A 12,076-nucleotide genomic window follows, 5' to 3' on the forward strand; every position below is an offset into this window, starting at 1 on the left:
TATTTAATATATCAAAGCATTATAAAATGATTGAAAGTAGGAGCAAAAGATGAGCGATAATAAAAGAGAACAAAGAAAAAATGAACATGTAGAAATTGCGATGGCACAAGGAGATGCCACGATTTCTGATTTTGACGAAATACGATTTGTACATCATTCAATTCCTAGTGTCGATGTCGATGATATTGATTTAACAAGTCAGTTAAAAGACTTCACACTAGATCAACCTTTATATATCAATGCTATGACTGGTGGTAGTGAATGGACGAAGCAAATCAATGAAAAATTGGCTGTAATAGCACGTGAAACTGGTATCGCTATGGCAGTTGGTTCTACACATGCTGCATTAAGAAATAGTAAAATGGCATCATCTTTCAGTATTGTCAGAGATACGAATCCGGATGGTATTATTTTCAGTAATGTTGGTGCAGATGTCCCTGTAGATAAAGCGGTTGAATCTGTAAAATTACTCGATGCTCAAGCACTGCAGGTTCATGTGAACGCTCCACAAGAACTTGTAATGCCAGAAGGTAATAGAACGTTTTCTACTTGGATGGAAAACTTAGCACAAATCGTTTCACGCGTAGACGTGCCAGTGATTGTAAAAGAAGTAGGATTTGGTATGAGTAAGGAAACTATTAAGAGCCTCAATGAAATCGGTGTACGTTACGTCGATGTTAGCGGTAGAGGTGGCACAAATTTCGTGGATATTGAGAATGAAAGACGCACATACAAAGATATGGATTATTTAGGATTATGGGGACAAACAACAGTTGAATCACTGTTGGAAAGTGCTTCATATCAACAAGATATGGATATTTTAGCCAGTGGTGGTGTAAGAACACCTTTAGATGCAGTTAAATGTTTGGCATTGGGTGCAAGCGCAGTCGGGATGTCACGCCCATTTTTAAATCAAGTTGAAAACTATGGTATTACTGAAACACTTAATTATACTGAACAATTTACAGATCATATGAAGAAGATTATGACCATGCTTGATGTCAAAACAATAAAAGATTTAAAACAAACGCAAATGGTATTTAGTCCTAAATTACAGTCATGGATTGAACAAAGAGGTTTAGACATCAGATAATTTGAAAAGTTCAAAATAATAGAATAAAACGAAATTAAGCAAGCCACGGCAAAAATGCTCGGCTTGCTTAAATGTGTGATAAGGGATTGGTGTATAAATGACAAGTACTTATACAAACACTTAAATTACTTGATACAAACTGTCGACAAAATCTTTGATTTTGTTGGCAGTTTTTTTACCCATAATTTTCACGGATACTGTCTTAGCATATAATCTTCAACAAGTACTATACTCACAATTTCGGCATAAATCACTATCAATGTAATAGTATATAAAATAAACATGATTGGTATTTATTGTATTAAATAAAGCAAATAATAAAAGCGCTCAATACAAAATAATTGTCATTTCTAAAAATATTTCAAAAAAGCTTAATAAGTGCTACTAAAATTTATTTGTAAGTTATCTATTTAAAGGCATTGATAAATATAGTCACTATTGGTACACCAAGTAGGTCAATTAAGAATGCACCGACAATTGGTACTACGAGATATGCTTTAGGAGATGCGCCATATTTTTTAGTGATAACATCTAAGTTTGCCATAGCATTTGGAGTTGCACCTAAACCATGACCAATAAAACCGCCTACCATAACTGCAGCATCGTAATTCTTGCCTAAGCCACGGAATAATACGATGACTGAGAACAGAATAATAAATAAAACTTGAACTAGTACGATGATGATTAACGGTATTGCTAATTGATATATTTCAGTAAGTTGAATACTCATTAAAGCAATGGATAAGAATAGACTAAGTGATACATCACTGATACGATCAACGATTTTCATATCAATTATTTTTAGATTATTGTATTCTGAGATATTTCTGATTATGACAGCGACAAACATTGCACCAACATAAATAGGGATATTGATACCTGTTAAATCGGTAAATGTGTTTCCTAAATAGGATCCAATGGCCATACAAATAGCTACAATTGTAAATTGTAGTAAAAATACGGTAGTAGGCGCCATTCGATTGTGTAAGTATTCGTTTCTATCACTTTCAGAATAATCTTGCGTAGTTTCTTCTGCTTGTTCAGGCTTTAAGTTATATTTATTAATTAAAAATTTCACTACAGGGCCACCAATTAACCCACCTGCGACAAGACCCAGTGTTGCTGCGGCTAATGCTGCCGTTAATGCTGAATCGACACCTATGCCTTGTAACGTTTGTCCATATGCAGCTGCATTGCCATGACCGCCTTCCATTGACATAGAACCCGCAGTTAAGCCAAGTAATGGCGAAATATTGAGTACTTTTGCTAACGAAACACTTATTAAATTCTGACAAATTGCTAATATGCCACAGAAGATAAAGTAAAATATAAGTATTTTACCACCCAATTTTAGTAGTTTAAGCGAAGCGCCTAAGCCAATCGTTGTGAAAAATGCGAGCATAAAGAAATTCTGTATAAATTCTGAATCTAATTTGATTGTTAACAAACTTGCTGACTTCAAAATTGCGACAACAATTGCAAATAATAGTCCTCCGATTACCGGCGCTGGTATACATAATCTTTTCAAAATATTTACGTGATTGACGATGTATACACCAAGTAAGTATAAAATACTTGCAAGTGCTAAAGTGGTAATTGCATCTAACTCTAGCATTAATAGACCCCCTTTATTTCATTAACTTTATGTAATTATTTAAATATGAGTTCATATTAAGTAAACGTTTACAAAAATATACAAGCATCATTATACATTCTTTAAAACTATAATGATAGTTTGACCTATAATAAAACAATAGTTGCCAATTTAAACAACCTATATAGTAAAGGAGAAAAAACATTGATCACTACCTTGCAATGTACAGTAGTGTATGTTATATTTTTAGCGTAAACTACTGTACTATACATAGTACTGGTTTTCCGATGAGGAGGGCTTCAATGAACAGTCAATTCAAAAAAGGTGCGCTCGAACTAATTGTCTTATTAATCATTAAACGAGATGATCAGTACGGTTATTCGCTTGTACAAAATATTTCAAGATATATGACGATAGCTGAGGGCACCGTGTATCCATTGCTCAGAAGATTAGTGAAAAGTGGAGAACTAGCAACTTATTATCAACCATCGACGGAAGGTCCAGCAAGAAAATACTATCAAATCACTAACCAAGGTGAACAACGATTAAATCTGCTGTTAGATGAATGGCAAGCTTTTTCAGGTGCTGTTAATCAATTTATAAGGGAGAGCGAATCAAATGAATAGAGTAGCATACCTTAAACAGTTAAATAAACATTTGAAAAATTTAGATGATACAGAACGACAGGATATTATTAATGAATATGACACGCATTTTTATAGTGGATTACAAGAAGGAAAAACCGAAGAATAAATCGCTGATGAATTAGGCAATCCGAGACAATTAGCGAAAGAATTAAATGCAAATGCTGCGATAGTCAAGGCTGAAAAAAGTAATGAATTAGGGGATGTGGGTCATGCTACATTAGCTGTTATGGGTTTAAGTATATTAAACTTTTTCGTCATAACGATTCCTTTTATCATATTATTAAGTGTGGTTATTTCATTAATCATTACGACGATATCTCTCATACTCTCACCGATAGGTATTATAATTAAAGGTGCTATAGAAGGGTTTGAAGCAGTTGTCTTATTAGATGTTTTTGTGACAGGCACGATGTTTGGTTTAGGACTCATACTATTCGTCATTACTTATCTTATTACAAAAGGATTTTATGTACTTTGTGTTAAATATCTAAAATGGAATATCCATGTAGTGAAAGGAAGTGCTACGAGATGAAAAAATCATTGATATGGATATTTGTTATTGGTTTAGTCATAACAGTGATTTGTGCAGTAGGGGCAGTTCAACAATTTAAAATTGAACATAAAAAAGCAAATCAAATTACAACGAATTTTAATGAAACTTATAATAATAAAAGTATTAAAGGATTAGATTTAGATTTAAAACATAGTAATGTGAAAATAAAAGAAGGTAAAACGTTTAAGATATTATCAAAAGGTTCTAATGAAAAAATCAAGATTCATGCAAAAGTTAAAAATGGCAACTTAACGGTAAGTGACCACAAAGGACAATCAAATGTGGATATTTCGTTTTTAGACATGCGATATAATGATATGACTATATATGTTCCTCAAGATTTAGAAAATTTAAAGGTACATTCAGATGATGGTAGTACAACTTTAAATGATATCAATGCGGATAAAGCACAGTTGAATACAGATGTAATGGATTTGACCATCAATGATAGTAAGTTCAATCAATTGGTTGCGTCTGGTGATACATCAGACATTAAACTGAACAAAACGCAATTTCAACACGGTGATTTCAAAACGGATACCGGTGATATTTTAATGAAAGATACACCAGCGGATAAACCTATGCAAATTAAAACAGATACTGGTAATGTAGAGTTAATATATGGTAAGGATAAACCTAAAAACAGTCAAATTGAGTATAGTAGTGATACTGGTAATTTAAATATTGAAGACAAACAATTTGAAAATAAAAAAGTCGGTAACGGCCATCATGTGATCATGATTAAGACAGATACGGGTGATGCGTTAATTAAATAAATAATATGCTTATTTTAAAGGGATAATGTCAATTCAATGACATTGTTCCTTTTTTGATTTACTATATATCGTATGAAAATACTAGGTTATAAGGAGTATATATATGGAACAGTCGTTACGAAGTGAAAAACAATATGGGGCGTTAGCCTTATTGCCGTTGCTGATATTCTTAATTTTATATATTGGCGTAGGGATTACTTTCACGATAATGGGTAAAGAGGATGCGTTCGATCAGTTACCGAGACATGTGGCAATCATGATAGGTATTGTGATTGCGTGGACTTGCTATGATAGGAAAACAGCATTCACAAAAAAAGTACAAATTTTTACTGAACATGCTGGCAATTCAGGCATAGTAAATTTAGGATTAATCTTACTACTCGCTGGTGCATTTTCTACTGTGACTTCAGAAATGGGTGGCAAGGCTGCGATGGTTAATATGGGTCTGTCTGTTATTCCACCAAGTTTACTCATCCCCGGCATATTTATCATGAGTGGTTTTGCGGCCTTAACATTAGGGACTTCAACTGGTGCACAGGCAGCATTCATTCCTGTTGGTGTTGCAGTCGCACAAGCTGCAGATTTAAGTGTTGCAGCGGCGGGTGCAGCGGTGATCGCAGGTGCATATTTTGGAGATAATTTATCTATTATATCTGATACGACGATCGCAGCAACAAATGGTGTCGGTGCGAAAATGAAAGATAAATTTAAGATGAATGTCTTAATTGCTTTACCGGCAGCTATTATTACAGCTATTTTTTATGCTGTTGTAGGAGGAACAGGTAAAGTAGAAGGAGATTTAAGTTTTAATTTTATCAATATTTTGCCTTATATTTTCGTCTTGATAGCAGCAATTGCTGGTCTTGATGTAATACTTGTATTAATTATTGGTATCGTTATGGCTGGCGTACTTGGCATGGTGCAAGGTCAAATGGGCGTATTTCAATTTACAAAAGCAATAGGTGATGGTATGGAAAGTATGTTCACTATTTTCCTCGTTGCTTTCTTAGTATCAGGTCTTGTGGCATTAATTCGTTACTATGGTGGTATAGATTGGATTATTACAGCTATGAAGGCAAAAGCAAAAGGGCGCAAGAGTGCTGAGTATGTTATCAGTTTAATGTCTGGGGTGCTTTCAGCAGCTTTATCACACAATACATTGGCTATTATTATTTCTGCGCCAATTGCAAAAGAAATCGGTGACGAGTATAAAGTACCACCAAAACGTATGGCAAGTTTACTAGATATTTTCGCGTGTTGTGCATTAATGGTATTACCACATGACTCAGGGATGTTAATGGTAGAACAATACGGTGATGTATCTTACTTAGAAGTTTTAAAATATTCATTTTATCCTGTGATTTTTGTAATTTGTACAATCATTACAATTCAATTTGGACTATTGGATCGAGATAAAAAGCAAAAATAGCATAAATATATCTGTCTCTCATTAGACACTTACTTTATGTTTTGGAAAAGAACTATATAAGTAAAGGACATTCAATATGCGTTTTAAAAACGTATTCTGAATGTCCTTTATTTTTTTATATGCGCCAAGTATATTCTGGTTGTCGCATGTCTGATTTCTTCATTCGTGAAATATATGGGTTTCCTTTTACAGTGAATCTTAATGGCTTGTGTGTCCATTCCCCTTTGTTAGGTATGCCAATACGGCCACTTGCTTCAATTTCTTTAGGATACTTACGATTTTTTGTATCAATTTTTAGCCGACCTTCATTCAATTTGGATCCGTCTAAATGTCTAGGTATGTTAAACGCCTTAGTCCATTTACCTGGGCCATTAGTCAGTTCGAAACCGTTCTTTCCTCGATTAATAGCCATTAACTCTATACCTTCTTCGGGTTCTATTGCCCTAATTAATACCCCTTCAGGTTGGCCTTCCAATTGGGTAACGAAATTAATGAGTAGATGTGTATGCATGACATGGGCATAAATAGTGCCGCCTTGTTTATACAATGATTCAACTTTAGGTGTTCTCTTTCCGTTATAACCATGGGCAGCACGATCTTTTGTTCCTATATATGCCTCTGTTTCTACAATATAACCTGTAAAGGTTTGTAGTTCATCGTGGTAGATGATTCTTACGCCGAGTAAGTCTTTAGCAATTGTTACGGTATCGCGTTGTAAAAAATCCATTAGATGCCCTCCACTTTTAATTATATGAAATTAAATTTTTTTAGATGTTTTTAAAATATTTTTAAAATTGTGTTACTATGTACATGATTATTTGTTACACTAATTATTATAAGATTAATAGGAATTAGCATATGCTTTTGGTTAAAGTCTAGTATATGACAAAACTTATTGAAAACAAAGTGAATATGAAATGAGGGGAAAGTATGGAACGAAGCATTGGATTTGGTCAGGCACTCAAATTATTTTGGAAAAACTATGTTAATTTCAAAGGCCGTTCACGTCGTAGCGAGTACTGGTTCATGGCATTATGGAACATCATCTTTATGATGCCAGCATTGATTTTGTATATCATCGGTTTAATAATGACTGTATCAGGCGCAGCATCAAGTTCTGAAGAATTGGTTGCTATAGGAGTTATATTATTATTCTTATCGATTTGTTACGCATTAATATACAGTTTGGCAATATTAATTCCAGGATGGGCACTTTTAATCAGAAGATTTCATGATATGGGAAGGACCATGCTCATGCCATTAATATATCTAGGTGTTATTGTTATAAGTTATCCGGTGCTATTTGTAGTGAATATTCAAGATCCTGAATATAATAATCCAGTATATATCATATTTTTTGCTATTATTTTCCTTGTCTATATAGCACTTGGCATCTACATGCTAGTGATTTGTTGTCTTGATAGTGAAAGAAAAACGAATAAATATGGTGCTAGTCATAAATATGGCAATCATATTCAATCATCTACTAACACATATGCAAATCAAGACGCACCTATACACGAAGACACAAATGTGAAACACGTGAATAGTGAAGAGAATGCTTTCAGTGAAGAAGTTAACACTAGTGATGAGAACGCTACTAAAAAAGACGATAATTTTAAATATTAAATGCCATAAATTATAAAGAGGGTTGTTTCATATAATTGAAACAGCCCTCTTTATAATTTAATTAATGTAAGATAATTGTGGATATTCTTTACCAAGCAAATCATGCAAGGCTTTATAACGATCAAATAAAAGCGCATACTGTTTAACTTTTTTAGCTTCTGGTTGTTTACGATAATAAACAGGTTGCTTCATATGTTTGACAGTTTCTTTTAAGGTTGGATAAGCGCCACCAACATTTGCACCCAACATAGCTGCACCAAGCGCTGTAGCGTTACTTGAATCAATAACGACCACTTCTTTATTTAGCACATTAGCATAAATATCAACTAAAAGTTCACTTTTTATAGGAATACCACCGGCAGCATATACTGTTTCTACGGGAATGTGGTTGTTTTCAAATTGTTGCATAATCATTTTTGTTCCGAACGCTGTAGACTCTAAATAAGCTTTGTGTATCATTTCAAATGGTGTTTGCAGTGTTAAACCAAAGATACTACCTGTTAGCTTACTATCACTTAAGATACTACGGTTACCATTATGCCAATCGAGTACGGTTACATGCTGTTTATCTATTGATATATCAGCAGCCAGTTTCTCTAAGTATTCAAGGATAGAAAGGCCTTGTTTTTCAGCTTGGTCTACATAAGATTTTGGTGCGAGGCTGGCAGAATAATTAAATAAATCACCAACAGCAGCTTGTCCAGCTTCATATGCATAAAGACCTGGAATGATAGCATCTTTAACTGAACCAGTAATTGCAGGTATGGGTTCTTGTTTTGGATCGAGCATCAGATGGCATGTACTTGTACCGATAACAGGCGTGAATTCACCTTGTTCAATTGCGCCGACACCGAGTACACCGGAGTGCGCATCAATGATATACGGAGAAATTTGTACTTGTTCTGTAAGGCCCCATAGATTTTGATAATATGGGCTCAAACTACCAGCGCTTTCACCGATATTGACTACGGGTGCTTCGCATTTTGTTTTAACAATTTCTGGTAATTTCTGATCGATAGCTTCAAAAAAGGAATAATTAAAGCCATCTGTTTCGTTATAAAAGCCTTTAAATCCAATGCCACAATTAGAGCGAATATTTTTATCAGTTAATAAACTGACTAAATAATCTCCAGCTTCCATGATATAGGCACTACGTTCTAAAACTTCTGGTGCTTTGTTTTTAACTTCTAATATTTTAGGAATCATCCATTCACTGTTTACGTTATGACCATAAAAATTTAACCAGGATGGGTTTACCTTATCACTTACTTGTTTCATGTAGGTTGCTTCATCTTGAGCGCCATGATGCTTCCACAGTTTCACATAAGCATGCGGTTGATCTTCTAAATCTGGATGTAAATGTAAAGGTTTGAAGTCATCATCTAAGAACACGATGGTACAACTGGTGAAATCTATACCAATGCCGATGATGGACTTAGGATCGACTTGACTATCTTTTAAGACGTACTGAACGCCTTCCTCCAATATAGAAGTGTAGTCTGCTGCATGTTGTAAAAAATAATTGTGCGGTAATTCGGCACCATTTAATGATTCTGAAATGGTGCCATGTGGATATTCTTTTATATATGTAGAAATAATTTCACCATTTGTTGTATCTACTAAAAATACGCGCCCTGAAGCAGTACCATAGTCGATGCCGATACTATATGTCATGATTGCATTGCCCCCTAATCAGTTTGTGGAATAAGCCTAGAGACTTCATTTATCTTTATGATAGTGCTTACATATTATAATGTAAAGTTAAGATCATTGTGATATTGGATTATTGAGAAATACAGTCATATTAATATAAATATGTGTGATTTATTTAAAAATGTATATTTCAAAAGACAAATGGTATCATCAGAATAGAGGATTTATATAAGAAGGGTGGCGAAATGGTATGTCATTAATAATTGACCATGTAACAAAAAAGTATAAAAATTTTACTGCTGTAAACGATATGTCACTTTCCTTAGAAAAAGGAAAGATGCTAGGATTTTTAGGAAGAAATGGCGCTGGGAAAACAACCACATTTAGAATGATATTAGGATTGACACCCATTACAAAGGGAAGCATCACATATAATGATAAAGTAATCGATCGCTCGTTATATAATCGTATTGGTTATTTACCAGAAGAACGTGGCTTACATCCTAAGATGAAAGTAGAAGACGAATTACGTTATTTAGCTACATTAAAAGGCATGGCATCTAAAGATATTACAAAAGCAATTGATTACTGGTTAAAACGATTTGATATTACAGAAAATAGAGAAAAGAAAATCGAATCACTTTCTAAAGGGAATCAACAGAAAATTCAATTACTAGCAAGTATGCTACATGATCCTGAGTTGCTTATTCTTGATGAACCATTTAGTGGTTTGGATCCAGTGAATGTTGAATTGCTAAAGTCGGCGGTTCAAGACTTAAACAATGCAGGTACGACAATTATATATAGCTCTCATAGAATGGAACATGTTGAGGAACTATGCGATAACGTATGTATTTTAAATAAGGGGGAGCTTGTTGTATCGGGGCCAATTGATGAAGTGAAAACGAATCATGGCAACAAACGTGTAGTCATTGAAACAGATCACGAAATGCCAGAAATTGATAAAGTAGATGGGGTCCTAGAGGTAGACAGAAATAAGAGAGAGATTAAAGCAATGATAGAGACAGAATCCGTCGCAGAACAAATTTATGACATAGTGAAGCAATATGGCTTTGTGAAACGATTCCAGGTAGTAGAACCTTCACTAAATGAAATATTTATAGACAAAGTAGGTGACGTTAATGGATAAATTTTTAGCAACATTTTCACTGACGTACAAGAACAAAGTCAAGACGAAATCATTTATGATTTTTACTGGATTGGTTATTGTCTTAATGCTCTTAGCAGCTAATATGAATAAGATTATTGATTTGTTTGATGATGGTCCTGATAAAGTCGGCGTTGTTTCATCTGACAATGAAATTTATAAAGTAATAAAAAGTCAAGGTGATCAACTGGACGAGGGGGCTACATTTAAAAAAGTTTCAGAGAAGCAAGCTAAAACGCAAGTTCAAAACGAAAAATTAGATAAAGCATACATTATCAAAATGACAGATGATAATAAACTTTCTGGAAAAATTTTAAGTAAAGATACAGTTTCAGAACAACAAAAACAAAAATTAAAAGCTTCTTTATCAACAATTCAAACACAACTCGTCGCAGCGAACTTGAATTTGTCCCAAGGGGAACTGAAACAATTGCAATCACAAAGTAAAGTTACGTCAGAAGTCATTGCTGATAAAGCAAGCAATTCAAATTTAAGTGAAGCGCAAAAAGGCTTTAACACAATAATGGTATACGCAGGACTGATGTTGATATTCTTTATTGTCTTTAATTATGCAAGTCAAGTAGCGATGGAAATTGCTACAGAAAAAACGTCACGCGTTATCGAAATGATTATTACGAGTGTGAGTCCAGTCACACATATTTTAGCTAAGATTTCCGGTGTGATTGCTGTGGCATTTACACAGATTATCATATTTGTAGCGGCAGGCTTAATATGTTTCTTCGTATTTGATATAAGTGATATGTTGAAAGGATTTAAAATTGAACCAAACGAGTTAACGATGCAAATATCTATTGTAGGTATCGTTTCACTAATTATTGGTATCCTTTCATATATTATATTAGCAGCTATTTTGGGATCCATTACGGCACGTATTGAAGATATCAACCAAGCGTTGATGCCGATGACACTATTCAGTATGATTGCATTTTATATCTCGTTATTCAGTGTGATGAATCCAGATACAATGCTTACAAAAATCACTAGTTTTATCCCGCTATTGTCTCCGTTCGTAATGTTTGTACGTTCAGCGTCACCTGATGTTGCAGTTTGGGAGATTGTTGTGAGTGTTATTTTATCCATTATTACCATTTTTATTTTATTATGGATTGCTGTAAGAAGTTACAAAAATACGATTTTGAGTTTTGATAAAGGCTTTATGAATGCAATGAAACGTATTTTTAAAAGAAGTTAAACGCATGAATACCTAATAGAGTGAGATAGAAAATTATTTTTTTCTAAGCAAATGTCGTTGCGTGATCTCTAGATAACATGACTAGATTGTGAAATGGGCTGAGGCATGATAGACGTCTCAGCTCGTTTTTTTGTTATTAATTCATATAATTATTGATTGGAAGATGATGAATTTGTTGGGAATTAGGTAAAAATAGAAAAATGTATAACAATTTTCTATATAGTTTGATAGAATTTATGATTAGTATAGATAAATATTTGAATAAATTGTTACAATATAAGTGAGTAATATGAAGATATAAAAAATGATTGAATGTATTCA

12 protein-coding genes are annotated in these 12,076 nt (G+C 33.8%); 9 read left to right on the forward strand and 3 right to left on the reverse strand.

Annotated elements, in window-relative coordinates; translation table 11 throughout:
* Positions 1 to 49: 49 nt before the first annotated feature.
* Positions 50 to 1,093, forward strand: a complete 1,044-nt coding sequence (fni, locus tag KA893_RS08570; protein WP_048787062.1) for a type 2 isopentenyl-diphosphate Delta-isomerase — start codon at positions 50 to 52, stop codon at positions 1,091 to 1,093.
* 406 nt (positions 1,094 to 1,499) lie between these two features.
* On the opposite strand, the gene gltS is transcribed toward fni, so the two are convergent.
* Positions 1,500 to 2,708 (reverse strand): sodium/glutamate symporter, encoded by a 1,209-nt coding sequence (gene gltS / locus KA893_RS08575; RefSeq protein ID WP_041079166.1) that lies wholly within the window; start codon positions 2,706 to 2,708, stop codon positions 1,500 to 1,502.
* A 281-nt stretch (positions 2,709 to 2,989) separates the two neighbouring features.
* Between gltS and KA893_RS08580 the strand changes: the two genes are divergently transcribed.
* From KA893_RS08580 to KA893_RS08595, 5 genes are all read left to right on the forward strand, one after another.
* On the forward strand, positions 2,990 to 3,313 hold the full coding sequence (locus tag KA893_RS08580) for a PadR family transcriptional regulator (protein WP_002482510.1): 324 nt from the start codon (positions 2,990 to 2,992) through the stop codon (positions 3,311 to 3,313).
* A complete protein-coding gene (locus tag KA893_RS14235; protein WP_002482511.1) occupies positions 3,306 to 3,440 on the forward strand; it encodes an HAAS signaling domain-containing protein in 135 nt (44 codons plus the stop codon). The genes KA893_RS08580 and KA893_RS14235 overlap by 8 nt, the downstream gene beginning before the upstream one ends.
* Before the next feature lie 96 nt (positions 3,441 to 3,536).
* Positions 3,537 to 3,866: a DUF1700 domain-containing protein gene (locus KA893_RS14240; RefSeq protein WP_011302507.1), complete on the forward strand. Its 330-nt coding sequence runs from the start codon at positions 3,537 to 3,539 to the stop codon at positions 3,864 to 3,866.
* Entirely contained in the window at positions 3,863 to 4,663 is an 801-nt protein-coding gene (locus tag KA893_RS08590; RefSeq protein WP_210125738.1) for a DUF4097 family beta strand repeat-containing protein, read from the forward strand. The genes KA893_RS14240 and KA893_RS08590 overlap by 4 nt, the downstream gene beginning before the upstream one ends.
* A 103-nt stretch (positions 4,664 to 4,766) precedes the next feature.
* A complete protein-coding gene (locus KA893_RS08595; protein ID WP_037537845.1) occupies positions 4,767 to 6,092 on the forward strand; it encodes a Na+/H+ antiporter NhaC family protein in 1,326 nt (441 codons plus the stop codon).
* 115 nt (positions 6,093 to 6,207) lie between these two features.
* Here the strand turns inward: KA893_RS08595 and KA893_RS08600 are convergent, their stop codons facing one another.
* Positions 6,208 to 6,819, reverse strand: coding sequence for a DNA-3-methyladenine glycosylase (locus KA893_RS08600; RefSeq protein ID WP_002482515.1), 612 nt, complete (start codon positions 6,817 to 6,819; stop codon positions 6,208 to 6,210).
* A 203-nt stretch (positions 6,820 to 7,022) separates the two neighbouring features.
* Here KA893_RS08600 and KA893_RS08605 point away from each other — a divergent pair, with 203 nt between their 5' ends.
* Positions 7,023 to 7,721 carry a DUF805 domain-containing protein gene (locus KA893_RS08605; RefSeq protein ID WP_210125739.1) on the forward strand — a complete coding sequence of 233 codons (699 nt, stop codon included), beginning with the start codon at positions 7,023 to 7,025 and terminating at the stop codon, positions 7,719 to 7,721.
* Between the two features lie 57 nt (positions 7,722 to 7,778).
* Here KA893_RS08605 and KA893_RS08610 read toward each other — a convergent pair whose 3' ends face one another.
* Positions 7,779 to 9,395, reverse strand: coding sequence for a ribulokinase (locus tag KA893_RS08610; RefSeq protein ID WP_041079163.1), 1,617 nt, complete (start codon positions 9,393 to 9,395; stop codon positions 7,779 to 7,781).
* A gap of 229 nt (positions 9,396 to 9,624) precedes the next feature.
* On the opposite strand from KA893_RS08610, the gene KA893_RS08615 reads away from it, so the two are divergent.
* Positions 9,625 to 10,524 carry an ABC transporter ATP-binding protein gene (locus KA893_RS08615; protein WP_037537848.1) on the forward strand — a complete coding sequence of 300 codons (900 nt, stop codon included), beginning with the start codon at positions 9,625 to 9,627 and terminating at the stop codon, positions 10,522 to 10,524.
* Positions 10,517 to 11,755 carry an ABC transporter permease gene (locus KA893_RS08620; RefSeq protein ID WP_037537849.1) on the forward strand — a complete coding sequence of 413 codons (1,239 nt, stop codon included), beginning with the start codon at positions 10,517 to 10,519 and terminating at the stop codon, positions 11,753 to 11,755. The genes KA893_RS08615 and KA893_RS08620 overlap by 8 nt, the downstream gene beginning before the upstream one ends.
* Positions 11,756 to 12,076 lie beyond the last annotated feature (321 nt).

Source organism: Staphylococcus sp. GDY8P126P, assembly GCF_017891965.1.
In the GTDB taxonomy this organism is placed as follows: Bacteria; Bacillota; Bacilli; order Staphylococcales; family Staphylococcaceae; genus Staphylococcus; species Staphylococcus saprophyticus.

Coding starts and splice junctions, on each gene's coding strand:
- fni (WP_048787062.1), top strand. CDS start 50: ATGAGCGATAATAAAAGAGAACAAAGAAAAAATGAACATGTAGAAATT.
- gltS (WP_041079166.1), bottom strand. CDS start 2,708: ATGCTAGAGTTAGATGCAATTACCACTTTAGCACTTGCAAGTATTTTA.
- KA893_RS08580 (WP_002482510.1), top strand. CDS start 2,990: ATGAACAGTCAATTCAAAAAAGGTGCGCTCGAACTAATTGTCTTATTA.
- KA893_RS14235 (WP_002482511.1), top strand. CDS start 3,306: ATGAATAGAGTAGCATACCTTAAACAGTTAAATAAACATTTGAAAAAT.
- KA893_RS08590 (WP_210125738.1), top strand. CDS start 3,863: ATGAAAAAATCATTGATATGGATATTTGTTATTGGTTTAGTCATAACA.
- KA893_RS08595 (WP_037537845.1), top strand. CDS start 4,767: ATGGAACAGTCGTTACGAAGTGAAAAACAATATGGGGCGTTAGCCTTA.
- KA893_RS08600 (WP_002482515.1), bottom strand. CDS start 6,819: ATGGATTTTTTACAACGCGATACCGTAACAATTGCTAAAGACTTACTC.
- KA893_RS08605 (WP_210125739.1), top strand. CDS start 7,023: ATGGAACGAAGCATTGGATTTGGTCAGGCACTCAAATTATTTTGGAAA.
- KA893_RS08610 (WP_041079163.1), bottom strand. CDS start 9,395: ATGACATATAGTATCGGCATCGACTATGGTACTGCTTCAGGGCGCGTA.
- KA893_RS08615 (WP_037537848.1), top strand. CDS start 9,625: ATGTCATTAATAATTGACCATGTAACAAAAAAGTATAAAAATTTTACT.
- KA893_RS08620 (WP_037537849.1), top strand. CDS start 10,517: ATGGATAAATTTTTAGCAACATTTTCACTGACGTACAAGAACAAAGTC.